23 protein-coding genes and 1 riboswitch are annotated in these 22,501 nt (G+C 54.5%); of the genes, 17 read left to right on the plus strand and 6 right to left on the minus strand.

The features are described from left to right. Window positions 1-28: 28 nt before the first annotated feature. The 4 genes from AB1S56_RS10070 to AB1S56_RS10085 all read right to left on the minus strand — a co-directional run bounded on the left by AB1S56_RS10070 (window position 29) and on the right by AB1S56_RS10085 (window position 3,972). Window positions 29-1,048, minus strand: coding sequence for an ABC transporter permease (locus tag AB1S56_RS10070; RefSeq protein WP_340870683.1), 1,020 nt, complete (start codon window positions 1,046-1,048; stop codon window positions 29-31). After that, on the minus strand, window positions 1,045-1,785 hold the full coding sequence (locus tag AB1S56_RS10075; RefSeq protein ID WP_340870684.1) for an ABC transporter ATP-binding protein: 741 nt from the start codon (window positions 1,783-1,785) through the stop codon (window positions 1,045-1,047). The genes AB1S56_RS10070 and AB1S56_RS10075 overlap by 4 nt, the downstream gene beginning before the upstream one ends. Window positions 1,786-1,945: 160 nt before the next feature. Further along, window positions 1,946-2,770 carry an aldo/keto reductase gene (locus AB1S56_RS10080; protein WP_340870685.1) on the minus strand — a complete coding sequence of 275 codons (825 nt, stop codon included), beginning with the start codon at window positions 2,768-2,770 and terminating at the stop codon, window positions 1,946-1,948. Between the two features lie 35 nt (window positions 2,771-2,805). Further along, window positions 2,806-3,972 (minus strand): iron-containing alcohol dehydrogenase, encoded by a 1,167-nt coding sequence (locus tag AB1S56_RS10085; protein WP_340870686.1) that lies wholly within the window; start codon window positions 3,970-3,972, stop codon window positions 2,806-2,808. Window positions 3,973-4,162: 190 nt separating this feature from the next. Between AB1S56_RS10085 and AB1S56_RS10090 the strand changes: the two genes are divergently transcribed. The 9 genes from AB1S56_RS10090 (at window position 4,163) to AB1S56_RS10130 (ending at window position 15,908) form a co-directional block, all read left to right on the plus strand. Further along, the gene (locus AB1S56_RS10090) at window positions 4,163-5,068 is read left to right on the plus strand and encodes an ArsR family transcriptional regulator (RefSeq protein ID WP_340870687.1); all 906 of its coding nucleotides are present in this window, start codon (window positions 4,163-4,165) and stop codon (window positions 5,066-5,068) included. 1,775 nt (window positions 5,069-6,843) lie between these two features. Further along, a complete protein-coding gene (locus AB1S56_RS10095) occupies window positions 6,844-8,913 on the plus strand; it encodes a bifunctional aldolase/short-chain dehydrogenase (RefSeq protein WP_340870688.1) in 2,070 nt (689 codons plus the stop codon). Between the two features lie 12 nt (window positions 8,914-8,925). Then, window positions 8,926-9,297, plus strand: coding sequence for a sensory rhodopsin transducer (locus tag AB1S56_RS10100; protein ID WP_340870689.1), 372 nt, complete (start codon window positions 8,926-8,928; stop codon window positions 9,295-9,297). Window positions 9,298-9,341: 44 nt separating this feature from the next. Beyond that, window positions 9,342-10,562 (plus strand): L-rhamnose isomerase, encoded by a 1,221-nt coding sequence (gene rhaI / locus AB1S56_RS10105; RefSeq protein WP_340870690.1) that lies wholly within the window; start codon window positions 9,342-9,344, stop codon window positions 10,560-10,562. Next, window positions 10,559-12,028, plus strand: a complete 1,470-nt coding sequence (locus AB1S56_RS10110; RefSeq protein WP_340870691.1) for a rhamnulokinase family protein — start codon at window positions 10,559-10,561, stop codon at window positions 12,026-12,028. Before rhaI ends, AB1S56_RS10110 begins: the two co-directional genes overlap by 4 nt. A gap of 16 nt (window positions 12,029-12,044) precedes the next feature. After that, complete coding sequence (locus tag AB1S56_RS10115) at window positions 12,045-12,803, plus strand: DeoR/GlpR family DNA-binding transcription regulator (RefSeq protein ID WP_340870692.1); 759 nt, start codon at window positions 12,045-12,047, stop codon at window positions 12,801-12,803. Window positions 12,804-12,929: 126 nt separating this feature from the next. Continuing rightward, window positions 12,930-13,658 carry a (Fe-S)-binding protein gene (locus AB1S56_RS10120; protein ID WP_340870693.1) on the plus strand — a complete coding sequence of 243 codons (729 nt, stop codon included), beginning with the start codon at window positions 12,930-12,932 and terminating at the stop codon, window positions 13,656-13,658. Continuing rightward, window positions 13,655-15,175, plus strand: coding sequence for a LutB/LldF family L-lactate oxidation iron-sulfur protein (locus tag AB1S56_RS10125; protein ID WP_340870694.1), 1,521 nt, complete (start codon window positions 13,655-13,657; stop codon window positions 15,173-15,175). The genes AB1S56_RS10120 and AB1S56_RS10125 overlap by 4 nt, the downstream gene beginning before the upstream one ends. Continuing rightward, complete coding sequence (locus tag AB1S56_RS10130) at window positions 15,168-15,908, plus strand: LUD domain-containing protein (RefSeq protein WP_340870695.1); 741 nt, start codon at window positions 15,168-15,170, stop codon at window positions 15,906-15,908. Before AB1S56_RS10125 ends, AB1S56_RS10130 begins: the two co-directional genes overlap by 8 nt. Window positions 15,909-16,007: 99 nt before the next feature. On the opposite strand, the gene AB1S56_RS10135 is transcribed toward AB1S56_RS10130, so the two are convergent. Beyond that, complete coding sequence (locus AB1S56_RS10135; RefSeq protein ID WP_340870696.1) at window positions 16,008-16,904, minus strand: J domain-containing protein; 897 nt, start codon at window positions 16,902-16,904, stop codon at window positions 16,008-16,010. A 174-nt stretch (window positions 16,905-17,078) separates the two neighbouring features. Between AB1S56_RS10135 and AB1S56_RS10140 the strand changes: the two genes are divergently transcribed. The 8 genes from AB1S56_RS10140 to AB1S56_RS10175 all read left to right on the plus strand — a co-directional run bounded on the left by AB1S56_RS10140 (window position 17,079) and on the right by AB1S56_RS10175 (window position 22,087). Further along, complete coding sequence (locus tag AB1S56_RS10140) at window positions 17,079-17,642, plus strand: hypothetical protein (RefSeq protein WP_340870697.1); 564 nt, start codon at window positions 17,079-17,081, stop codon at window positions 17,640-17,642. 92 nt (window positions 17,643-17,734) lie between these two features. After that, window positions 17,735-17,778: riboswitch (PreQ1 riboswitch) on the plus strand. Window positions 17,779-18,001: 223 nt separating this feature from the next. Further along, window positions 18,002-18,670 carry a 7-cyano-7-deazaguanine synthase QueC gene (gene queC, locus AB1S56_RS10145; protein ID WP_340870729.1) on the plus strand — a complete coding sequence of 223 codons (669 nt, stop codon included), beginning with the start codon at window positions 18,002-18,004 and terminating at the stop codon, window positions 18,668-18,670. Then, window positions 18,670-19,122, plus strand: a complete 453-nt coding sequence (locus tag AB1S56_RS10150) for a 6-pyruvoyl tetrahydropterin synthase family protein (protein ID WP_340870698.1) — start codon at window positions 18,670-18,672, stop codon at window positions 19,120-19,122. Before queC ends, AB1S56_RS10150 begins: the two co-directional genes overlap by 1 nt. Next, window positions 19,115-19,846 carry a 7-carboxy-7-deazaguanine synthase QueE gene (queE, locus tag AB1S56_RS10155; protein ID WP_340870699.1) on the plus strand — a complete coding sequence of 244 codons (732 nt, stop codon included), beginning with the start codon at window positions 19,115-19,117 and terminating at the stop codon, window positions 19,844-19,846. The genes AB1S56_RS10150 and queE overlap by 8 nt, the downstream gene beginning before the upstream one ends. A 32-nt stretch (window positions 19,847-19,878) precedes the next feature. Further along, a complete protein-coding gene (gene queF, locus AB1S56_RS10160) occupies window positions 19,879-20,376 on the plus strand; it encodes a preQ(1) synthase (RefSeq protein ID WP_340870700.1) in 498 nt (165 codons plus the stop codon). 47 nt (window positions 20,377-20,423) lie between these two features. Continuing rightward, window positions 20,424-20,990 (plus strand): DUF1273 domain-containing protein, encoded by a 567-nt coding sequence (locus AB1S56_RS10165; protein ID WP_340870701.1) that lies wholly within the window; start codon window positions 20,424-20,426, stop codon window positions 20,988-20,990. Window positions 20,991-21,079: 89 nt separating this feature from the next. Continuing rightward, a complete protein-coding gene (locus AB1S56_RS10170; RefSeq protein WP_340870702.1) occupies window positions 21,080-21,475 on the plus strand; it encodes a phage holin family protein in 396 nt (131 codons plus the stop codon). A gap of 222 nt (window positions 21,476-21,697) precedes the next feature. Beyond that, window positions 21,698-22,087, plus strand: a complete 390-nt coding sequence (locus AB1S56_RS10175; RefSeq protein ID WP_340870703.1) for a cytochrome C oxidase subunit II — start codon at window positions 21,698-21,700, stop codon at window positions 22,085-22,087. Window positions 22,088-22,194: 107 nt separating this feature from the next. Here AB1S56_RS10175 and AB1S56_RS10180 read toward each other — a convergent pair whose 3' ends face one another. Further along, complete coding sequence (locus tag AB1S56_RS10180; protein ID WP_340870704.1) at window positions 22,195-22,452, minus strand: hypothetical protein; 258 nt, start codon at window positions 22,450-22,452, stop codon at window positions 22,195-22,197. Between the last annotated feature and the right edge of the window lie 49 nt (window positions 22,453-22,501).

Here is a 22,501-nt window from a genome sequence, read left to right on the forward strand (position 1 = left end):
CTTCGTTCATGCTGGTGCAACAAGCGTACTATATTTTCCGATGCTTGCGCAACGCCAGCACGTTGGCCGTCATGAAGACGATGGATAACGCGATAAGAATCATAATGTCGGCATAGACCGCGCTCCAGCCTTCGCCTCGGATCATGACGCTTCGCAACGCGTCCGCGCCATACTTCAGCGGCATGAGATGCGACAGCCAGCGGAGGGCGGGCGACATGCTGTCCAGATCGAATAGGCCGGAGAAAAAAACCTGCGGCACAATGACGAGCGGAATGAACTGGATCATCTGGAACTCGGATTTGGCAAATGCGGACAAAAACGTGCCAAAGCTTAGCGCCGTCACAGACAGCAGAAGCGTGATGAGCAGAACGAGCCATAATGAGCCCTCCATCATCAGGCCCAGTCCATGGATCGAATACAGGGCAATGAGCACCGCTTGGATGCCGGTGAATAAGCCAAAGCCGAGGATGTACCCGGCTACGATCTCCCAGCGGCGCAGCGGAGTGGCAAGCAGGCGCTCAAGTGTACCGCTTGTTCGTTCCTTCAGGAAGGAGACCCCCGCAATCAGAAACACGAAGAAAAACGCGAATAGACCAATGAAGACGGGACCAAGACTGTCAAACGATGTCATTTCGGGTCCGCCATGCGCATATTCTATAGGCGGCATGCCGTTGGTTTGCCCGTGGCCAGTCCACTTCGATATGAGGGACAATACGGCGCGGCTTTTGGCAGGATCGCTGCCCTCCAGCTTCAACTGCGGCCCTTCCATGCCATATCTGACATAGGCGTCAATTCTCCTATCTAACAAGGCGGCCTCCGCGGCAGCTTCGTCATTGTATCGGGTGGTCTCCATCCCGAAGCCTGCGGCTTCCTGTGCCATCGTATCGCTGACTCCCACCAGACCAAGCTTCGGCTTATAGGTATCGCCGTTAAAGACAAGGAACATCAGAGAGAGGACGAGGAGGGGAGCAACTACAAGAAGCGCCACCGTACGTTTGTCACTGGCTAGCTGGCGAATAATTCGCAGCGCCAAAGCTCGGATTCTCATGCCTGCGCACCTCCATAGATTAGGAATGCCTCTTCAATCGTCGCGCTTCCCGTTTCCAGCTTCAACGACTCCGGCGGCCCGACGGCAATCAGCCTGCCGTCTCTGATCATGCCAAGCCTGTTGCATTTGTTCGCTTCGTCCATGACGTGAGTCGTCACAATTATCGTTGTGCCGGATCGGCTCAGCGCTTCCAGCTCCGTCCATATAGACCTTCGGAGAAGCGGGTCGATGCCGACTGTCGGCTCGTCGAGAATGAGCACCTCTGGCTCATGGAGCAAGGCAACGGCCAGCGAAAGCCGACGCTTCATGCCGCCGGAATAAGCGGAGACGGTATCGTTGAGCTGCTTCTCCAGTCCAACGAGACTCATGGTGTAACTGATCCGTTCCTTCAAGCGGGCACCCCTCAGTCCGAACAAAGAGCCGAAGAAGCTCAGGTTTTGCTCGCCGGACAGCTCTGTATATAACGCGTCGGATTGGGCCATATATCCGATTCGGCTCATCATTTCAAGCTTGGGCAGCCTCTGCCCAAGCAGCTGAACATTGCCGGTCGAGGCTTCGTCGATACCGGCTATCAGCTTGACTAGCGTCGTTTTGCCGGAGCCGGATGGGCCCAGCAGCCCGAATATTTCTCCGCGTGCTACCTGCAAGGTCATACTGCTCAATACGGTTTTGCTGCCAAATCTTCTGGTAACCTGCTGAATGTCGACGCAGGGTGGCAGCTCTTGAGGGTGCTCCATAATACAGTCTCCTCTCAACATTTAAAGTGAGTAATCACTCATTTTTTTTATCACGATCATAAATCCTAACCATATATGTTGTCAATGGCTGAATCTCACAGCAAAAAAAACCGCCCGAGCATAGCTGCTCAGGCGGTCTTAGGGGTGCTGGATAGGGGGGCTAGAAATTAAAATTGTCCGGGTCGGAGCCGAAACGGCGGTTGCGGTTCAGCGCAGATATTTGTTTCATCTCGTCCTCGGTCAGCTGGAAGTCGAAAATATTGGCGTTTTCCGTAAGGCGCGACGGCGTGGTTGTTTTCGGAATCGTAATAACGCCGTTCTGAATGTCCCAGCGCAATACAACCTGTGCGGGAGATTTGCCGTACTTGGCCCCAATCTCCGCCAGCTCGGGGAGATCGAGATTACCTTGCATAAGGGGACTCCAGGCTGTCAGCTGAATGCCGTTGTCGCGGCAGAATGCCAGCAGCTCCTCCTGCGTCAGAAGCGGATGATATTCCACCTGATTAACCATCGGCACAATTGTTCCGGACGCGAGAACGTCCTTTAGATGATGGATTTGGAAGTTGCTGACGCCGATCGCACGCGCCTTGCCGGATTTATAGATGCTCTCCAGCGCTCTCCAGGTTTCAGTATATTTACCTTTGACTGGCCAATGGACAAGGAGGAGGTCGACATATTCCATGTCTAGCTTATCCAGACTGGCTTGAAAGGCTGCCAATGTGGTGTCATAGCCCTGCTCGGAGTTCCAAATTTTGGTCGTGACAAAAATTTGGTCGCGCGCAATGCCGCTTGCGCGAACGCCTGCGCCAACACCTGCTTCGTTCTTGTAAGCCGCGGCCGTGTCGATATGGCGATAGCCGGCGTCAATAGCTGCCTTGACGATGGATTCCGCTTCTTCATCCACAACCTTAAATACACCAAGGCCTAGAATGGGCATATGGACGCCATTGCTTAATGTTACATTAGTGATGGTTGTTGCTGTCATTTGAAATTCTCCTCTCACATTTGGAATGGTAGGTATTACAGGGACATACGCAAAATTTCGCGGACATCGTTTTTCTCCAGCTTCTTGAACGAGCCAATGGCGCCGTAGCGGACAGCTTCCTCAGCCATGCGGTCCAGCTGCTCCTCGCCGATGTTGAAATCGGCCAGTCGCGATTCCGCTCCGATGCGAGTGAAGAAGTCGCGTGTGGCTTGGATGCCGGCCAGTGCTAGCTCATCCTCTGACTTCCCGGCAGGATCGATTCCCCATACACGAGTTGCATATTGCGCGAATCGTCCAGGACGCTGCTGATAGACATAACGCATCCAGTTCGGGAAGATGATCGCGAGACCCGCGCCGTGCGGTATATCATAGATAGCGCTCACCTCATGCTCAATACCGTGGGATGCCCAGTCATTTGTCATGCCGAGACTGATCTGACCGCCGTTGAGCGCCATTGTGCCGCACCACATCAGATTGGCTCGAGCAGCCGCATCGCTTGGGTTCTCCAGGGCAGGCTCAACATTTTCAATGACCGTCTGAAGCACCGATTCGCAGAATCTTTCCTGCAGCGGCGTGTTTTCCGTGAGGCTAAAATACTGCTCAAATACATGCGACATAATATCGATCGAGCCGTATACCGTTTGGTTACGCGGAACCGAGTAGGTCAGCGACGGGTCAAGAATGGAGAAGCGGGGGAACAGATGCGAGCTGCCTGCCCCTCTCTTCAGCTTCTCCTCCCAGTTGGAAATAACGGTATTGCCGTTCATTTCCGAGCCGGTTGCCGCCAGCGTCAGCACGGTGCCAAGCGGCAATGCTTGCTTGATGACAGCTTTCCCGACAAAGAAATCCCAGACGTCGCCATGATACAAGGAGCCTGCCGCTATGGCTTTGGAAGCGTCGATGACGCTGCCGCCGCCAACGGCGAGAACAAAATCAACGCCATGCTCGCGACAGATGTCGATGCCTTTGTTTACGGTGGAGAGGCGAGGGTTCGGCTCGATATCCGGCAGCTCATAGAACGTAATGCCTGATTCCTTCAGCTGCTTCACAGTGCGATCGTACAGACCGGAGCGCTTGATGCTTCCGCCTCCATATACGAGCAGTACAGTTTGGCCGAAGGATGACGCAAGCTCCCCAATACGATCGGCAGAGCCTTCACCAAAGACGATTCGAGTGGGATTGTGAAACTGGAAGTTGTTCATGTTGCTCCTCCTTTATTTGATTAACTTTGGAGATAACCAATTGTCTATTGAGTTATGTATGCGGGTTTATTTTATTGAATAAACAGGGTCATGTCAAGCGTGATTCCATCCCGAGAATGGAATTGAAACATTAACTTTTTAGTTATATAATGATTAGACGAACAAGTTTAGCTGGAAAAGGGGCTTAAGGATGGAGATTGAAGTCAGCGGTCGCAACATGGGGTTTTTGGAATGCTTCTCATCTCCTACCCGCGTGAAAATGATAGAGCTGCTCGGCGAACGGCCAATGAATATTAAAAGCTTATCGGAGGCGCTGGATATAAAGTCTCCGATCGTCACAAGACATATACATATGCTGGAGGAGGCAGGTATCGTAAGATCCGAGACCGTAGCAGGGAAGCGGGGTATGCAGAAGCTGTGTTACCTTCAGTTAACCCATGCGACCCTTCTGTTCAAGGGAGCGCCTCCCGCTGAGGAGGGCAGCCGTTATTTTGTTTCCTTGCCCGTCGGCACGTATTCCGGCTTCGAGGTTAAGCCGACCTGCGGACTAGCGTCAGCGGAGGGAATGATCGGCATGTGCGATGATCCCCGGTATTTTGCCGATCCGGAGCATGTGCACGCGCGAGTTGTTTGGTTTGGCTCTGGATATGTCGAGTATCGAATTCCGAATTATATGGTGAGCAATGAACGTCCGGACTCGCTGGATATATCGCTGGAGATTTGCTCGGAGACGCCTTGCACGGTCCGCTATTTGCCATCGGATATTGTATTTTCACTAAATGGGACTGAAGTGGGAAAGTGGACGTATCCGGGCGATTTCGGAGGCGCACGTGGTATATATACCCCAACCTGGTGGCACAAAAACATCCAGCACGGCCTGATCAAGACCATTCGCGTTACGCGTCAAGGCTCCTATATTGATGGCGTCAAGGCATCTGATGTAACGATCGAGGAACTGGCCCTGTCCTACGACAAGGAAATATTGTTCCGTATCACAAGCAGCGCTTCAGCCAAAAACTGCGGAGGCGTCACCCTCTTCGGCAAAGGCTTCGGCAACTACAACCAGGACATCGAGGTTACCCTTCGCTGTCTGTAAAAAGCAACCTCATGGAAGCCCGTTCCTCATGATGGATTTGGATCGGGCTCCTTTACGTGCGCGTCAAGCGATATGGTACTGGTCGAGCCATACTCGCTGCAATATGCCTCTTATCTCTTTTCTCTTACCTCAAACCTCAAACCTCAAACCTCAAACCTCAAACCTCAGCTTCAGTATCGCGCCAGCACCACGTTGTTTCATTCTCCCATCGGCTCAGAAGCTAAGCTAAATGCAGCACCTATCTTCGCTATCCCGTCACCCCAGAAGCTAGATGCAGTACCTGGCTTCTCTATCCCATCACCTCAGAAGCACGAAGCAGTACCTAGCTCCACTATCCCGTCATCTCAGTAGCTAGATGCAGTACCTAGTTCCACTAACCGTCATCTCAGGAGCTAGATGCAGTAGCTAGGTCTACTATCCCGTCAGCTCAGGAGCTAGTGCAGTAGCTATCTCCACTATCCCATTATCTCAGAAGCTAGATGAATTACCTGTCTCCACTATCCCAGCACCTCTGTGATGTGAGATTTAGGGAGGTTAATGCAAGAGCCCGTCGGCATTTTGGTGTGGTTCACAGCGCCTCGGCTCATTATCCCATTGTCTCAGTAAAGTGCTTCTACGCCTACTTTAGCGACTTGGCACACATCACCTTGCAATAGTGTTATGCTCCGGTACGTCGGGACGCCAGCACTTATTGGCCTGACGACATTTCTTACATGAAATAGTACTTAGCTACACTATCACATCATCTCAGAATGGTGGGATTCAGTGGGTTGACGCACGATCCCTTCGGCATTATGGTGTGGTTCACAGCGCCTCGGCTCATTATCCCATTGACTCAGTAAAGTGCTTCTACGCCTACGTTAGCGACTTGGCACACATCACCTTGCAATAGTGTCATGCTACGGCACGTCGGGGCACCAGCACTAAGCGGCCTGACGACGTTGCTTACAGGTTACCGTATGCTGTTTACTGCTCACTACTCACTACTCACTACTCACTACTCATTCCTCATTCTTCATTACTTGCTGCTTGCTACTTGCTGTTTACTGAGCTAAAGGGATAGTTAACCGAAGGAGGAATGAGGAGCATTTTGGGGAAGTTCAATGAAAAATTTGGAAACTAAGTAAACCAGAACCGGTTTGGGGGCTTACTGAGCTAAAGGGATAGTTAATCGAAGATGGGAATTTAATCGAGGATGGGAATTTTAATCGAAGAGGGGAATGTGGAGTAAATTCGGAAGTTTGAATGATAAATTTGGAAACTAATAAAACGGATGGAGAGGCTTACTGAGCTAAAGGGATAGTTAACCAATGGAGGAATAAGAGCATATTGGGGAAGTTTAATGTAACATTTGGAAACTGAGAAAAGCGGTTGGGGGGCTTGCTGAGTTAAAGGGATAGTTAATCGAAGATGGGAATTTAATCGAGGATGGGAATTTTAATCCAAGATGGGAATGAGGAATAAGTCCGGAAGAATGAATGAAAAATTTGGAAACTAAATAAAACGGATGGAGATGCTTACTGAGCTAAAGGGATAGTTAACCAAAGGAGGAATGATGAGCATATTGGGGAAGTTTAATGAAAAATCTGGAAACTGAGAAAACCAGAACCGGATGGGGGCTTACTGAGTTATTGGGATAGTAAATCGGAAGAGGGGTGAGGTGTGTATCTTTGTTTATTTTTGAAATTAACAGTATTCAAATAAAAACAAAGATGTTATACTGGGTATAATCAAAAGTAATTATATGATAAACAAACATTATCGGAGGTATGGTCATGGTGCAATCATTGTGGAACAAAGAAGCTGCGGATCAGCTGCAGGGAGGCCTGAACGAGCTTGTATACCGCTCGAATCTAATTGGTACGGATCGCAGAGTGTGCAATTACGGAGGCGGCAATACATCCAGCAAGACGGTTGTACAAGATTTTCGCGGACGCGACGTTGAAGTGATGTATGTGAAAGGCAGCGGCTCCGATCTTGCAACGATGAAAGCGGGCAATTTCACAGGCTTGCGCATGGACGATATTCGCCCGCTATTCGAACGCGGCGAAATGTCAGACGAGGATATGGTTGCTTATCTGGCGAACTGCATGATTGATGCCAAGCATCCTCGCGCCTCCATTGAGACGCTGCTTCACGCGTTTCTGCCGTTCAAGCATGTGGATCATACTCATCCGGATGCCATTATCAGCCTGGCTTGCGCGGATAACGGCCGCCATCTGGCGGAAGAGATTTTTGGCAACCGTTTTGTATGGGTGCCTTATGTTCGTCCGGGCTTTACCTTGTCCAAAATGATTGCGGAAGGCGTACTGGCCAATCCAAATGCTGAGCTTGTTATTATGGAGAAGCACGGTCTCGTGACATGGGGAGACACTTCCGAGGCTTGTTATGCTCAAACCATTAAAATCATTAATGAAGCGGAAGCCTTCATCGAAGCGCGCGTGAATGAAGCGAAGCTGTTCGGCGGCGCTCGTTACGACTCGCTGCCAGCTGAAGTTCGCCGTGCGGTAGCAGCGCAAGTAATGCCGACTGTGCGCGGCGCGGTTAGCGATGCCAAAAAAATGATCCTGTCCTTCGACGACGCCGACGATGTGCTGTCGTTCGTGAATGGCCAAGATTCACCTGCGCTGTCCCAAGTGGGCGCTGCTTGCCCGGATCATCTCGTGCACACGAAGGTTGTTCCGCTCTTCATCGACTGGACACCGAACGCAGACGACGTTGAAGGCTTGAAGTCGGCGTTGAAAGCCGGCATTGCCTCGTACAAAGAGCAATACACGGCTTACTTCGAACGCAATAAAAATGAAGGCGACGTCATGTTCGAGGCCGCTCCTCGCGTCATCCTGATTCCGGGCGTAGGCATGATCAATACAGGCAAGAGCTGGGCGATGTCCCAGGTTAGCGGAGCACTGTACCATCGAGCAATTGCAGTAATGCGCGGCGCAACGGCACTGGGCAGCTTCGTATCCTTGAGCGAAAATGAATCTTATAATGTAGAATATTGGCCGCTTGAGCTTTACAAGCTTTCCCTTGCTCCTGCGGAAGCGGAATTTTCCCGCAAGGTTGCCTTCATTACAGGCGGCGCGGGCGGTATCGGCAGCGAAACGGCTCGCCGCCTCGTATCTGAAGGCGCGCATGTTGTGCTGGCGGATCTTAATCTGGAGGGCGCGCAGAAGGTTGCCGCAGAAATTAACGAGAAGTACGGCGAGAACCGCGCGCTTGCGGTTAAAATGGATGTGACAAGCGAGGAGCAGGTTGCTGCGGCTTACGGGGAGACGGCGCTTGCTTACGGCGGCGTTGATGTCATCGTCAACAATGCGGGTCTTGCCACCTCAAGCCCGTTCGACGAGACGTCGTTAAAAGAATGGAATCTGAACATGAATGTGCTTGGCACAGGATATTTCCTTGTTGCTCGCGAGGCGTTCAAGCTCATGAAGACACAGGGAATTGGCGGCAACATGGTATTCATTGGCTCCAAAAACTCCGTATACGCAGGCAAAAACGCGACGGCTTACAGCGCTGCGAAAGCTCTTGAGGCTCATCTGGCGCGCTGCATCGCAGCTGAAGGCGGCGAATTCGGCATTCGAGTCAATACCATTCTGCCAGACGCGATTCTGCAAGGCTCGGCGATCTGGAACGGAAGCTGGCGTAATGAGCGGGCTGCCGCTTATGGCATCGAGCCGGATCAGCTGGAGGAATATTACCGCAAGCGTACAACGCTGCTTGTGAACATTTATCCGCGCGACATCGCGGAGGGCATTGCGTTTTTTGCATCGTCCAAAGCGGACAAAACAACGGGCTGCATGCTGACAATCGATGGCGGCGTGCCTGCCGCGTTCACTCGCTGACAGGTGGCTGCTATGTACCAGGCTTTGGGAGAGAAGCATTGGGTCATTCCGGACGGGTTCATCCCTCCGGACAGCAGCGGCCAGTATATCAGCCACGAGTCCGTATGCGTGCTCAATACATCCTCGGAGGATGCTATGCTGCTGTTTTCCGTTTTTTTCGAGGATCGCGAGCCGATCGAGGACATGATGTTCGTCGTGCCTGCCAGAAGAACAAAGCATATCCGCACGTCCGCCCTGCACAAGGGCGGAGCGGGCATCCCGGTCGGGACCCCTTACGCAATCGAAGTAAGGAGCGATATACCCGTTGTCGTACAATACAGCAGGCTGGACTCCACACAAGCGGAGAACGCGCTGATGTCTACGATGGCGTATCCGATCAAATAAACTAACGATAGTAGCTGATTACTTTTAGGAGAGGGTGGGCTGGCATGAACGATCGCGCTTACGCGCTGTTCGAGGAGCAGCAGGCAGCAAGGGGTATTAATCTGGAGGAAGTGAAGTCGCGGCTGAAGGAGCTGCGCATCGAGACGCCGTCATGGGGATATGGCGATTCCGGTACCCGGTTCAAGGTATTTCAGAAGGAAGGCGTGCCGCGCAATCCGTTCGAGAAATTCGAGGACGCCGCTCAGGTGCATAAGCTGACGGGACTCGCGCCTTCGGTGGCCATTCATATTCCTTGGGACAAGGTCGACGATTACGGCAAGCTGAGAACACACGCGGAGAATCTGGGCCTTTCCATCGGCGCGGTGAATCCGAACCTGTTCCAGGAGGATGACTACATGCTCGGCAGCGTGACGAATGCGGACGCAGCTATCCGCCGCAAAGCGACGGACCATCTGCTGGAGTGTGTGGATATTGCCAAGGAAACGGGCTCTCGCGACCTCAGCCTATGGTTCGCGGACGGCACGAACTACCCGGGACAAGGCAGCATCCGCAAGCGCAAGGGCTGGATGCAGGACGCTTTGACGGAGATGTATAAGGCGCTTGCCCCCGACATGCGTATGCTGATTGAATACAAATGCTTCGAGCCGGCGTTCTATCATACTGATCTTGCCGATTGGGGCATGGCGTATAATATGGCGCTTAAGCTGGGACCTCAAGCGGAGGTGCTGGTTGATACGGGCCATCATCTGCCCGGCGCGAACATCGAGCATATCGTCGCATACTTGATTGACGAGAAGAGACTCGGCGGCTTCCACTTCAACAGCCGGAAGTACGCAGACGATGATCTGATTGTAGGCTCGGTGAACCCTTATGAGCTGTTTTTGATTTTTTATCAAATATTAAGCGCGGCTTCCGATGCCGACAGTGGCGTTCGTCATTGCGTGGGCAATATCGCTTATATGATCGACCAGTCGCATAACATCGAGCAAAAAATTCCCGCGATGCTGCGTTCCGTGCTGAACGTGCAGACGCAATACGCCAAGGCGCTGCTGGTCAATCATGAAGAGGTTGAGGAAGCAGCGAACCGCCACGACGTGCTTGCGGCAGAGCATGCCGTCCGCAGCGCTTTCGAATTTGATGTCTCGCCTCTGCTGCACGCCCTGCGCGAGGAGCAAGGCTTGCCGCTCGATCCTATGGGGGCGTATCTGTCCAGCGGCTATGGCAACGGGATTCTTGCTCGCGGCAAGGGAGGTGCAAGCTGGTGACCCATGTGCTCGCCTTTGACCTCGGCGCAAGCAGCGGCAGGGCGGTGCTCGGCCGGCTTGTAGACGGCAAGATTGAGATAGAAGAGCTTCACCGGTTTGCCAATGACCCCGTTCAAGCGGGAAGCCGGCTGCACTGGGATATTCTTCGCTTGCTTCATGAGCTGAAGCAGGGCTTGCTGAAGGCGAAGCATCGCGGCATTGCGATCAGCAGTATCGGCATCGACACCTGGGGCGTCGATTTCGGACTGCTCGGCCGGGACGGGGAGCTGCTCGGCAATCCTATTCATTACCGCGATCCGCATACGAACGGGAAGATGGAGAGTGTATTTGCGAAGGTGCCTGCAGAAGAAGTGTTCGCGCGCACCGGCATTCAGTTCATGTCTATTAATACGCTGTATCAGCTGTCTTCGCTGAAGGATGCGGGGTCGTTTCTTCTCCAGGAGGGTCGGGATTTCCTCATGATTCCGGCGCTTCTCCGATATTACCTTACCGGAGAGAAGCATAACGAGTTTTCGTTGGCGACAACCTCGCAGCTGTTTAACCCGTTGACGGGAGCTTGGGACGCCAGACTGCTGGAGGCCATCGGCGTGGATGCATCGCTGTTTGGACCGGTGGTGCAGCCGGGCACGAGGGTTGGCCGACTGAGCGACGCGATATGCGAGGAGCTGGGTATCGACTCCGCGCCGGTTATTGCGGTAGCGGAGCATGACACAGGATCGGCAGTGGCGGCAGTTCCCGCCAAGGATCAGTCGTTCGCTTACCTGAGCTGCGGCACTTGGTCGTTAATCGGCACAGAAGTCAGCGCGCCTGTGTTAACCGAACGGGCACGCGAGCTTAACTTTACGAATGAAGGCGGCGTGTACGGGACCTATCGCCTGCTCAAAAATATAATGGGCTTGTGGATTTTGCAGGAATGCAGAAGAGCATGGGAGCGCGCAGGCCAAAGCTACACGTTCCCCGAGCTGGTGCAGCTGGCGGCAGAGGCGGAACCGTTCGCGGCGTTCATCGACGTCGACGATGAGCTGTTCCTACAGCCAGGCGATATGGCGGCTCAAATTCGCACCTATTGCGTTCGCACAGGGCAGGAGGCGCCTGAGGGACCGGGAGCTTACGTACGCGTCATATTGGAAGGCCTTGCTTTTAAATACCGGAATTCGCTTGAGCAAACCGAGGAGCTCGCAGGCAGCACGTTTGACGGCTTGCATATGGTAGGCGGCGGCATACAAAACACATTGCTGTGCCAGTGGACGGCTAATGCGATCGGCAAGCCTGTATGGGCGGGTCCTATTGAAGGAAGCGCAATCGGCAATATGCTGGTACAATGGATTACAAACGGCGAATTGAAGGATATATGGGAGGCTCGCCGCGTTGTAGCGAATTCATTCCCGTTGGTCGTCTATGAACCAAACGAGCAGGAGCTGTGGCATTCCGCGTACGAAGCATTCAAGGCGAAGACGGGACTTTAAGTGGGGAGAAGAGGCTATGCTGGTAGCAGAGCGGTACGACAAAATTGTAGCATTGGTGAATGAAAGAGGGAGCATTCGCGTAACGGAGCTGAGCGAGCTGTGCGGCGTTACGGAGGAGACCATCCGGCGCGACCTGGATCGTCTGGAGCAGGCTGGACGGCTGCGGCGCTCGCACGGCGGAGCCGTCAGCGTCAAGGACGGCCAGCCGGAGACGCCGTACTTCGAGCGCGAGGTGGCTCACGCCGACGAGAAGCGGCGGATTGCCGAGGAGGCAGTGAAGCTGATCGAGCCGAAGCAGCGCATACTGCTCGACGCCAGCTCAACGGCGTGGTATATGGCGGCATGTATGCCGGATATTCCGCTCACAGTGCTCACGAATTCCATTAAGGTGGCCGTAGAGCTTTCATCCAAGGAGCGGATCGAGGTCATCTCCACCGGGGGCATTGTAGCTGCCCGGAGCTTATCCTATGTCGGACCGCTCGCTGAACGCTCGCTGGACGCGTACCATGTGGACAAGGCTTTCTTCTCCTGCAAGGGCGTTCATCTGGAGCGCGGGGCCAGCGAATCGAACGAGCTGCAGGCGCGCATCAAGCAACGGATGACGGGTATGGCCGATCAGGTCATTCTGCTTGCCGATTCCAGCAAATTCGGCGTTCAAGCCTTCACGCATGTGGCCGATCTGAGTCAGATTCAAGTTATCATTACGGATGACGGATTATCTCGGGAGCATGCGAACGGTCTCCGTGACCGAGGCATCACCCTGATGACCGTATGACGCAAGTTTTTATAGCGCCGGCTTCGGTAATGGGAAGCTCGGCGCTTTTTTGCCTATATGTTCTCGATGCTAAACACGAATGTATTGAACATGAACGGTACTATCTAACAGACTGAGGTGAGGCAAATGAAAGTTTCATTGTTCGTGACTTGCTTGAGCGATAACATCTACCCCCGTGTGACAGAGGCGATGGCTCGTCTCTTGACGCGTCTTGGTGTTGAGGTGAGCTTCCCGCCAGGCCAGACCTGCTGCGGCCAGCCCGCCTATAACAGCGGCTACTGGAAGGAAGCCAGGGACTCCGCGTTGACGATACTGGACGCGTTCGAGGACAGCGACTTTGTCATTTCCCCATCTGGCTCGTGCACGGGCATGATCCATCATTATAACAAGCTGTTCGAGCATGAGCCTGCGCAGCTGGAGAGAACGGAGCGACTCCAGGCCAAAAGCTATGAATTCACACAATTTCTTGTGAATGTGCTTGGCGTTACGGATGTAGGGGCGGCGTTCCCGCGCAAGGTAACCTATCATCCGTCCTGCCACGGCAGCCGGATATTGGGCGTGAAGGGGGAACCGCTCCGCCTGATGGAGGAGGTTCGCGGTCTGGAGCTTGTCCCGCTCCCGTTCGCTGAGGATTGCTGCGGCTTCGGCGGCACCTTCGCCGTGAAGATGGCGGATATTTCGGGCGCGATGGTGACGGAAAAAGCGGCTCATGTGCTGGAGACGGAGGCGGAGGTGCTCGTCGGCCTCGATATGGCTTGTCTCATGAATATTGCGGGCAATCTGAGGTTCCGCGGTGAGAAGGTGCGTGTCATGCATCTGGCGGAGCTGCTGTACGAGGGGGTGCAGGGAGCATGAGCGGTACGGTAAAGGGCGGCCAGACGGTCAAGGCGCGAGCGGAGCTTGCGCTGAACGATGAATTTCTGCGCAAGGCGGTCCGCTTCACGACCGAAAGGCTTCGCAACGGCAAGAAAAAAGCGTCCGAGGAGCATGGCAACTGGGAGGAATGGCGGGAGCGCGGCCGGCAGATCCGGCTGCATACAATCGCTCATCTCGATTATTACCTGAATCTATTCGTCGACAACGCGCGAGCGAACGGTGTGCATGTTCACTTCGCCGATACGGCGGAAGAGGCTGTGCGCTTGACGCTGGATATCGCCAAGCACGCGGGAGCGAGGTCCGTCGTCAAGTCGAAGTCTATGGTAACCGAGGAGCTGCATCTGAATCACGCTCTTGAAGGTATCGACGTAGAAGCGATTGAAACTGATTTGGGCGAATATATTATCCAGCTGGCGGGCGAGATGCCCTCCCATATCGTTATTCCCGCGATTCATAAAAACAGATATCAGATTGCGGAGCTGCTGTCCAAGGAGGCGGGCTACGAACTGCCGCCGGACACAACAGCGCTGGCGGGCTTTGTCCGCAAGAAGCTGCGGGAGAAGTTCCTCGAGGCGGATATTGGCATGACAGGCTGCAACTTCGCCATCGCGGAGACGGGCTCCATGGTGCTGTTCGAGAACGAAGGCAACGCGCGAATGGTCAGCACCGTGCCGAAGACGCAGGTTACGCTGATGGGGATGGAGCGCATCATTCCGTCATGGGCGGATCTTGAAGTGATGGCGACGCTGCTGCCTCGCTCAGCGACGGGACAGAAGCTGACGATGTATATGTCCGGCATAACAGGTCCGCGCCGCAGCGGAGACGCTGACGGTCCGGAGGAGATGCATATCATTATCGTCGATAATGGGCGTTCCCTTCAGCTTGGCGATCCTGAGTTCCAGGAGCTGCTGAATTGCATTCGCTGCGGCGCCTGCCTGAATGCTTGTCCGGTGTACCGTCATATTGGCGGCCACGCCTACGGCAGCACCTACAGCGGCCCCATCGGGGCAGTTCTAACGCCCTCGCTGAACAAAAATATCGCGGAATGGGACGATATCGCCAACGCCTCCAGCTTGTGCGGCGCCTGCTACGAGGCTTGTCCCGTCAAAATACCGCTGCATGACATGCTTGTGTATCTGCGCCGCCGCAAGGTGGAGAGCGGCCATGGCAACAAGCTGGAATCGATCGGCATGCAGGGCTTCGCTGCCGTAATGGGCAGCTCGAAGCGAATGCGGGGCGTAGTGAGGCTTGGCAAGCTTGGACAGAAATTGGTCGCCAAGGACGGCGAAATACGCCTGAAGCTTGGTCCTCTGAAGGGCTGGAACAGCTATCGCGTTACGCCAAGCCTGCCTAAGAAAGCATTCCGCGATCAATGGCCGACGCTGGAGAGCGAGCTGAGAAGCGAGCTTCGGGAGATGAAGCCCGACATGCTGGAGAGGATGAAGCAAGCAGCGGAGAGACAGAAGCAAGGCGGAGGAGGAGGACATCATGGCTAAGCAACAGGAAGAGTCGCACGCAGAGTGGCTGGCGAGGCTGGCGGAATTGTCGAAGGAGAAGCAGGAGTCGTTCATGAACGGAATCGCGAAGCGTCTCGGCCATCCGCGTCTGACATCCGCTCCCAAGCATCCTTACCGCGGCGCGCCTCCGTTCTGGCAGGCCTACGAGTGGACGCTGGAGCAGCGCATACAAGGCTTTACGGACAACTTCCTGTCCGTTGGGGGCCATGTGGCGCGGCTGGAATCCATGGCTGACGCTTCTGCTTTCATTGCGGGCAAAGCGGAGGAGATGAGCGCCCGCTCGGTGCTGCGTCAAGACGAGCCGGCGCTGGAAGCGCTGCAGCTTGAGGAGAAGCTGCCCTCCGGGGCAAGCGTAACCGTCTGGAACAGCGACGACGATACGTCCTGGAAGGCGGTGGCCGCCGGCGCCGACTTCGGCGTCGTACAGGCGGATTACGCCGTCGCCTATACAGGCTCCGTCACCGTGCTGTCCGCGAGCGAAAAGGGCCGCTCCGTCAGCCTGCTGCCTACGGTGCTGTTCATTATCATTCCCGTGGAACGGCTTCGCACGCGCCTGGGCGAGGTGCTGACGACGTTCGACGAGACGGGCCGCGAAGGTCTGCCTGCGGGCATTCATTTCATCTCTGGGCCAAGCCGCTCGTCCGATATCGAGAACGACCTGACGATCGGCGTGCACGGCCCTGGTATCGTGTACGCGCTGCTGGTGGGCTGACTAGCCCGGGCTATCTCCAATGGAGCAGGAGCAAATAAAAGGCAAGTCCGAAGCAGCGTCAGCTGCAAAAGGACTTGCCTTTTCCATTGCTTTGGGACTTTATTGAGGCGATGCCGCCAAATAATGCTGAATGAACTTCACCGCGTTCTCCGGATGAGGCGCGTCAACCCGGATGCCGACGATCATCTCTTTCTTCATAAGCGGTATGTCGTCGAACAGCTCAGAATCGGTAAGATCCATGCCATAAACTCGAGGAGCGGGATCATCCTCCGTCTGATGCTTCACGCCGTTGGCGCCGGCAGCGGCTTCCGCCAGCTCGGGAATGTCCTCCAGGCTCTTCAACGCGCCTTGACCGCCCATCCACTCGAACATAAACTTGTCCATGATATAGATGTCGGGCTTCTCGGACATGACCGTTACGACAGCCTTCTGAAGGTATGCGTATTGACTGCCATCCTCCTGAGGCACATAAATAATGCTCGATTCTACGCGTTTCCAGTCAGGGAAGAGGGGCAGTATGGCTTCGTTGACCGCTTTGATGTCGGTGCCCTCAGGCTCCATGAAGAGGCCCATGAAGCTGACCTCCAGATCGACAGGCGGAAGGCTGGCCAGATAACGCTGATGCTCTCTGTGGTCCATATAGCTGACAATGCCATAAATAATGAGTGCGATGGCCGCAATAGCCCCGAAGGTATGGAGCCTGTAATAGCGCCAGAAATGGTCCACCTTCTGGGCTTGGCCGGCCATGCTCTTGTATTTGCCGTATTCCTGCTCATTGAACGCCTCTGTGAATTTCTTATCCTCATGCGAGAGAATAAGGCGGTAAGCTTCGGTTACCTTCGCGAAATCGCTTTCGCCTTCCTGCGCTTCAGTGCCTTCGGCTTTGGCGCGCGACCTCTCTCTCTTCATCAATGTCGTATATCGTTTCTCAACTTCTTCCTTGGGCGCGAACTCATCCAGGCCCATCGTCTTGTAGGCTTGCTTCAGGTCTTCCACGACTGTCACCTCTGCTTGGAGATCTAGCAATCTGCTAACTAATAGTATACGGAATGATGAGCCCCCAACGCAAACCCGGATAGATGCCCTTAGCCGCTCCAAATGTTACAATATGAAGAACGAAGGAGCAGGCTTGCGGCAGCAGGCTGCGGATTGAGGAAAAGGGGAGTCGCCATGTTTGATCCAACGATATTCGATAATTTGAAGGTTGCTGTTGAAAATGAATGGTACGATCTGGACAATCTGGACGGAATCATTGTCATAACGAATCGGAAGGACCTGCTGGACATGGCGTCGATGTCGCGCGAGTTCTCGCTGTTCTTCCGTCTGGCGAGAGAGGATCGCGTGGAGGCGGAGCTTGTGCTGGACACCTCGCTCCGTGACCTGGCCGCGGAGCTGCTCCACCGGCAAGAGGACCATGCCGCTTGCGGCCTTCGCTTCCGGTTCCGCCTAGAGCTGGGCGCAGACGGAATCCAAGAAGCCTGCCGAGAGGTGGAGCGGCTGGTGGAAGGGATCTGGCAGCCGGAGCATAAGCCGGTGCAGACAATCAGCTCCATATTCGGCCAGGATTCGGAGCGTTGCCTGAATGTGATTGAGCTAAGGTTCGGAAGGCGAATTGGAGAAGCTCAGATGGACGATATTCCAGAGCTGGCCAAGCATGCGGTGAAGACGCTTGAGGCGCTGCGCGGCCTATTGGAGCCGGAGGGTGCCCAGCAATCCGGACATGACGAGGGTTGAAACTTCCTATTCCATATTGCCCTCATGCTGTGCTATAGTACGAGAGTACAACTGAAGACGAAATCCGGTTCGCCCCATTGTTTGTTGGCAAGCCGGGAGAGGTTCGCGAACTCCCTCTATAAAAAACTAAAACGCAGCGGTGGTCTGTCCATTACCGCGTGTTCAAGGCTGGAGCTGTCATTGAACTCGCGCGTCAATCAGGCATCGTCGTTTTTGTGTTCGGCGTCTCGTCGCTCCCTACGGAGCCGCGGACGCCGTTCTTTATTTATACTGAAATGCCCCCTTGCTGAGTTCAGCCCTAAGGGCGGCTGCCTGCGGACTTCCGTCTTCTCAAGCCATGAGAGGAGGAGACAACAATGTTGAAGCAAGAAAAAGCCGTCGTTGTATTCAGCGGCGGCCAAGACAGCACGACCTGCCTGTTCTGGGCCATGCGGCAATTCGCCGAGGTGGAGGCGATCACGTTCAATTACGGCCAGCGCCATAAGGAGGAGCTGACCTGCGCGGCGAATATCGCGGCTGACCTGGGCGTTAAGCACCATGTGCTGGATATGTCCCTGCTGAATCAGCTTGCGCCCAATGCGTTGACGCGCGACGATATTGCCATCGAGCAGAAGGAAGGCGAGCTGCCGACCACGTTCGTGGATGGGCGCAATCTCCTGTTCTTGACCTTCGCCGCCGTGCTGGCCAAAGGCATTGGCGCCAAGCATATTGTTACGGGGGTCTGCGAAACGGATTTCAGCGGCTACCCGGATTGCCGGGATGTTTTTATCAAATCGCTCAATGTTACGCTTAATTTATCTATGGACTACAGCTTTGTCATCGACACGCCGCTCATGTGGCTGAACAAGGCGGACACTTGGGGGCTGGCGGACGAGCTCGGAGCCTTTGATTTCGTTCGGGAGCGCACGCTTACCTGCTATAACGGAGTGATAGCGGATGGATGCGGCGAATGCCCGGCATGCAAGCTGAGGAGCAAAGGGTTACAAGAATACGTCGCTTCTCGCGGCGCGAGGGAGGCGGAGCGCTGATGCTGCAGCAGGTATACCCTTCCGCCCGTCACGATTATTGCTACGAGCTGAACAAGGACTTTCATTTCGCTGCCGCACATTATGTGCCTGCGGAGGAAGCGGGCTCTTGCAGCATGCTGCATGGACACACCTATTACGCCAATGTGACAGTTGCCGGCGACGAGCTGGACGCCACAGGGTTTCTGGTTAATTTCTCAGTGATCAAGAAGCTGATACATGACCGCTTTGATCATACGCTGCTCAACAATGACACGGACAGCTTTGACGAACACAATTCGGAGCGGTTCCCGACGACGGAGGTTGTGGCACGCACCATTGCCGAGCTTGTGCAGCGTTATCTGGATGGTACGCCGAACAAGCCGAGCTGCGTGCAGGTGTTCCTGCGCGAGACGCCGACCAGCTATTGCGTCTATCGGCCGAAGCGGACCGGGAAGGCGGGGGGCCATGAGTAAGGAAAGGCCTATTCCAGTGCTGGAGGTGTTCGGACCGACGGTCCAAGGGGAGGGCATGGTGATTGGCCGCAAAACGATGTTTATTCGTACCGCGGGCTGCGACTACTCCTGCTCGTGGTGCGATTCCGCGTTCACCTGGGACGGAAGCGGCAAGGACGACATCCGCCTGCTGACGGCCGGGGATGTGCTCCAGGAGCTGGACCGGGTGGGAGGCGCCTCCTTCGATCATGTGACGATTTCAGGCGGCAATCCGGCGCTGCTGCCGCAGCTCGGCGGGCTGATCGACGGGCTTCATGAGCGCGGCGTTCAGGTCGCGCTTGAGACGCAGGGCAGCCGCTGGCAGCCCTGGTTCCTCGACATTGACGATATGACGTTGTCCCCCAAGCCGCCGAGCTCGGGCATGTCAACCGACTGGAGCGCGCTTGACGATATCGTCGAACGGATGCGAGGGGGCGGCCGGCGCTTCTGCCTTAAGGTCGTTGTATTCGACGACGAGGATTTGGCGTATGCCAAACGCGTCTATGAGCGTTACCCGGGCATCCCGTTCTACGTCCAGGCCGGCAACGGCAATTTAACGGAAGACGATCCAGCCCTTATGCTGCCATATCTTGTGGAGCGTTATGAGTGGCTCATTGATCGGACGATGGCTGACGAAGACATGCGCGGCATTCATGTGCTGCCGCAGCTCCATACCTGGGTGTGGGGCAACAAGAAGGGCGTCTGACGACGAGAACAAAGTGAAAGGACTGTGACAACATGGAAGGCAGAACATCCCATGAGCTGAATGGCATTACGCTGCTGGGCAACCAAGGCACCTCATATACATTTCATTACAGCCCTGAGGTGCTGGAGACGTTCGATAACAAGCACCAGGGCCGAGACTACTTTGTCAAATTTAACTGTCCGGAATTTACAAGCCTGTGCCCCATAACGGGACAGCCGGACTTTGCGACCATCTATATTTCGTATATTCCCGATATCCGCATGGTGGAGAGCAAGTCGCTGAAGCTGTACCTGTTCAGCTTCCGCAATCATGGCGACTTCCACGAGGATTGTATGAATATCATCATGAACGACCTGATCCAGCTTATGGAGCCGCGCTATATTGAGGTGTGGGGCAAATTTACGCCTCGCGGCGGCATATCCATTGATCCCTATTGCAACTGGGGACGCCCTGGCACCAAATATGAGGCGATGGCGGAGCATCGTCTGATGAATCACGATATGTACCCGGAGAAGGTCGACAACCGTTAGCCCTCCCAGCGGGCTCTTGGAACTTGGAATGAAGGAGGCGGCCAAGGATGAAAAACGTGCTTATTACCGGCTACCGCGCGCACGAGCTGAACATATTCAGCCAGAAGCACAGAGGGATCGGCTTCATCCAGCAGGCGATCGCCAATAAGCTTAGACCGCTTGTCGAGGAAGGTCTGGAGTGGGTCATCACGCCGGGACAATACGGCGTGGACTTGTGGGCGTGCGAGACGGTCATCGCGATGAAGCGGCAATATCCCGGCCTTAAGCTGTCTATATTGACCGCCTTCTCCAATCCGGAGGAGAGCTGGAAGGACGATAAAAAGAATTATTTTCAAAGCCTGCTACCCGGTGTGGATTATTACGCTTCGGTCTCGAAGGGCGCATACGACGGTCCCTGGCAATTCAAGGCGCGAGACGAGCTCCTGCTGCGGAAGACGGACGGCGTCATTCTGGTGTATGACGAGGACGCGGGAGAGGGCAGTCCCAAATATATGAAGGAAATGGCTCGCCGCAAGGAGCAGCAAGGGGAATACCGCATCATCACGATCTCCTCGGAGGACATTCAGAGCATTGCCGACGAAGAGAGCTGGAGAGAGCTGGACGGCGGCGTTTAATCCATTTTTTGCAGTTAGGGACAAGTTAACGGACCGCAGCGAAGCTCCCCGCATATAGTATCGTGTACATGATGCGAGGAGGTGACTTGATGCCGTTAATATGGCTATGTTCCGCCTGTGGAGTGCTTGGCTCCATTGTCACGTTCGCTTTCGGGAGGTGGATGGAGTCGCTGACGTTATTAATGGTTGCAATGGGTATTGACTATGTGACGGGCGTAGCAGCCTCCATTAAGGAAGGCAAAGGGCTAAGCAGTGCAGTCGGTTCCTGGGGACTCGCGCGCAAGGGCTTGGCGCTGCTTGTAATTCTGCTTGCGCACCGGATCGACATTCTGCTCGATACTCATGATGTGACGATGGGCGCGGCCGTTTACTTCTACATCGCGAATGAACTGATCTCCATAACGGAGAATTATGGCAGATTGGGCTTTCCGCTTCCGGACCGGATCAGGAAGCTCATAGAGGTGCTCAAAAGCAAGGGGAGCTGACAAGGGACAAGTCCCGTTGGCTCCCAGCCTCCTCCGGCGCGGCCTGGGGAGGTTTTTTGGTTCATGGGGATCTGCATGGACACCATTGACCGGATTGTTCAAATATCTGTCACAAAATGAGCGAAAACTTTTCCTCTTCATTCAGTTTAAGGTTGAGAAATTCGGACGATCTTATGTAATATATAGTGTAGACATTATGAACGCAAAGGGGAGCACGTAGCAATGCATAAATGGATCATGTTTGTTATCTTCACAGCAGCATCGTTGCTGGGCTTGTATTTGCTCACATTCCAGCTGCCGGAGAAGCCGGTAGACGAGTCGGCCGGTTTGCCTGAAGGCGTCACGCTGATGAAGGTGCAGGCGAGAGGCGATTTCACGTTTAACGAAGAAGTATACACTGCCAAAGTCGGCGATAAAGTCATTATGAAGCTGGAGAATAAGGGCGGCATTCATGGCATCAATATCGACGCTCTGAATGTAGCGCTGACAGTTGATACGCCACAAACCGAGATAGAATTTACCGAGCCGGGCGAATACGAAATTTATTGCTCCATTCCTTGCGGCCAAGGTCACTTGACAATGAAGTCGAAGCTGATCGTTGAGGCTGCTTAAGCACAAGACGAGCTATAACGATATGCGCGGCGGCGGGGTGACACCCGGCAGCGTAGCGCAATAAGGGAAAAGGAGCCGAGAGGCTCCTTTTCTCATGTCTCGCGGCTCTATGCGGGGTTCTGCCTTCTGCTGCGATCTCGGGCAATGATGGCGTCGGCTATGAAGCCGACAGCCGCCCATGTCAGCACGGTCAGGGCATACATCAGCAGCACGCTTACCTCATGGATATCGATGAAGAAATCGACAAACCAAGCGGGCACGCTGAACATGAAGAACACCATATTATGCGGATCATAGCCCGTATAATTGAAGGCGCAGATGGCAAGGGCGATAAGAGTCGCAATCATTGTAAATGTATAACGCATATTCGGGTGATCTCCTTTAACTAAAGATTGCCGTAATGCGATGCCATAG

Source organism: Paenibacillus sp. PL2-23 (assembly GCF_040834005.1).
Taxonomy (GTDB): domain Bacteria; phylum Bacillota; class Bacilli; order Paenibacillales; family Paenibacillaceae; genus Pristimantibacillus.

Coding starts and splice junctions, on each gene's coding strand:
- AB1S56_RS10085 (WP_340870686.1), bottom strand. CDS start 3,972: ATGAACAACTTCCAGTTTCACAATCCCACTCGAATCGTCTTTGGTGAA.
- AB1S56_RS10075 (WP_340870684.1), bottom strand. CDS start 1,785: ATGGAGCACCCTCAAGAGCTGCCACCCTGCGTCGACATTCAGCAGGTT.
- AB1S56_RS10125 (WP_340870694.1), top strand. CDS start 13,655: ATGAGCGGTACGGTAAAGGGCGGCCAGACGGTCAAGGCGCGAGCGGAG.
- AB1S56_RS10100 (WP_340870689.1), top strand. CDS start 8,926: ATGTACCAGGCTTTGGGAGAGAAGCATTGGGTCATTCCGGACGGGTTC.
- AB1S56_RS10120 (WP_340870693.1), top strand. CDS start 12,930: ATGAAAGTTTCATTGTTCGTGACTTGCTTGAGCGATAACATCTACCCC.
- AB1S56_RS10080 (WP_340870685.1), bottom strand. CDS start 2,770: ATGACAGCAACAACCATCACTAATGTAACATTAAGCAATGGCGTCCAT.
- AB1S56_RS10175 (WP_340870703.1), top strand. CDS start 21,698: ATGCATAAATGGATCATGTTTGTTATCTTCACAGCAGCATCGTTGCTG.
- AB1S56_RS10150 (WP_340870698.1), top strand. CDS start 18,670: ATGCTGCAGCAGGTATACCCTTCCGCCCGTCACGATTATTGCTACGAG.
- AB1S56_RS10170 (WP_340870702.1), top strand. CDS start 21,080: ATGCCGTTAATATGGCTATGTTCCGCCTGTGGAGTGCTTGGCTCCATT.
- AB1S56_RS10130 (WP_340870695.1), top strand. CDS start 15,168: ATGGCTAAGCAACAGGAAGAGTCGCACGCAGAGTGGCTGGCGAGGCTG.
- AB1S56_RS10115 (WP_340870692.1), top strand. CDS start 12,045: ATGCTGGTAGCAGAGCGGTACGACAAAATTGTAGCATTGGTGAATGAA.
- queF (WP_340870700.1), top strand. CDS start 19,879: ATGGAAGGCAGAACATCCCATGAGCTGAATGGCATTACGCTGCTGGGC.
- AB1S56_RS10095 (WP_340870688.1), top strand. CDS start 6,844: ATGGTGCAATCATTGTGGAACAAAGAAGCTGCGGATCAGCTGCAGGGA.
- AB1S56_RS10070 (WP_340870683.1), bottom strand. CDS start 1,048: ATGAGAATCCGAGCTTTGGCGCTGCGAATTATTCGCCAGCTAGCCAGT.
- AB1S56_RS10090 (WP_340870687.1), top strand. CDS start 4,163: ATGGAGATTGAAGTCAGCGGTCGCAACATGGGGTTTTTGGAATGCTTC.
- AB1S56_RS10165 (WP_340870701.1), top strand. CDS start 20,424: ATGAAAAACGTGCTTATTACCGGCTACCGCGCGCACGAGCTGAACATA.
- AB1S56_RS10180 (WP_340870704.1), bottom strand. CDS start 22,452: ATGCGTTATACATTTACAATGATTGCGACTCTTATCGCCCTTGCCATC.
- rhaI (WP_340870690.1), top strand. CDS start 9,342: ATGAACGATCGCGCTTACGCGCTGTTCGAGGAGCAGCAGGCAGCAAGG.
- queE (WP_340870699.1), top strand. CDS start 19,115: ATGAGTAAGGAAAGGCCTATTCCAGTGCTGGAGGTGTTCGGACCGACG.
- AB1S56_RS10140 (WP_340870697.1), top strand. CDS start 17,079: ATGTTTGATCCAACGATATTCGATAATTTGAAGGTTGCTGTTGAAAAT.